Source organism: Rhodopseudomonas sp. BR0G17 (assembly GCF_010907025.1).
GTDB classification, from domain to species: Bacteria; Pseudomonadota; Alphaproteobacteria; order Rhizobiales; family Xanthobacteraceae; genus Rhodopseudomonas; species Rhodopseudomonas palustris_H.
Genome location: NZ_QUML01000101.1, coordinates 1 through 565, shown reverse-complemented (window position 1 = coordinate 565; position 565 = coordinate 1). Strand labels below are relative to the sequence as shown.

Here is a 565-nt window from a genome sequence, read left to right as displayed (position 1 = left end):
TGCCGGCACGCTGAACCCGCGACAGACGGGGGCCAGCTTTGGTCGATCCACCAAATCTGGCGTCACGCGGGAGACGTCTCAGAGCGGTCGACCGCATCAAGACCAACGATCAAGCAGATCAGAAAGTTTTACGATAGGTGACGTGCGCCGTCGCGAAGGGTAGGCCAGCCCGGCCAGTCGTTCCACGGACGATGCACGCATCATCGTCGATGAGGTAAAACCAGTCGTCAAAATTCAACTTGGTCGAACTGCCGTCGGGTTGTGGTGTTTCGCGGGTATATCTCCGGTTGAACGCGCATCCGGCCTGTTCGCCTTCGGCCTCGCTGCCCAGCCTCGCCTCCTTGCCGCTATACTTGCCATCCGTGAGCTTCCGGATGATCCAATTGAGCGTGTCCTCATGTCCATCGTCGAAGCGGTAGGTCTCGTCGAAGTGGACTACCTGCTCCGCCGCGTCCCATCGACCTTCGGCCTTGATCGTGGCCCGTTTCTGGAGGCGGCCGAACAAGCTCTCGATGACGGCCCAACCCTCAAGCTTCCCGTTAAAGAAACGCTCCGGCAGAAATAC

General features: G+C 59.5%; 1 protein-coding gene. It reads right to left on the bottom strand.

Features of this window, described 5'->3' with window-relative positions; translation table 11 throughout:
• Window positions 1-118: 118 nt before the first annotated feature.
• The coding region (locus DY467_RS25385) for a DUF3833 family protein (protein ID WP_164639803.1) at window positions 119-565 on the bottom strand (447 nt) is incomplete at its 5' end.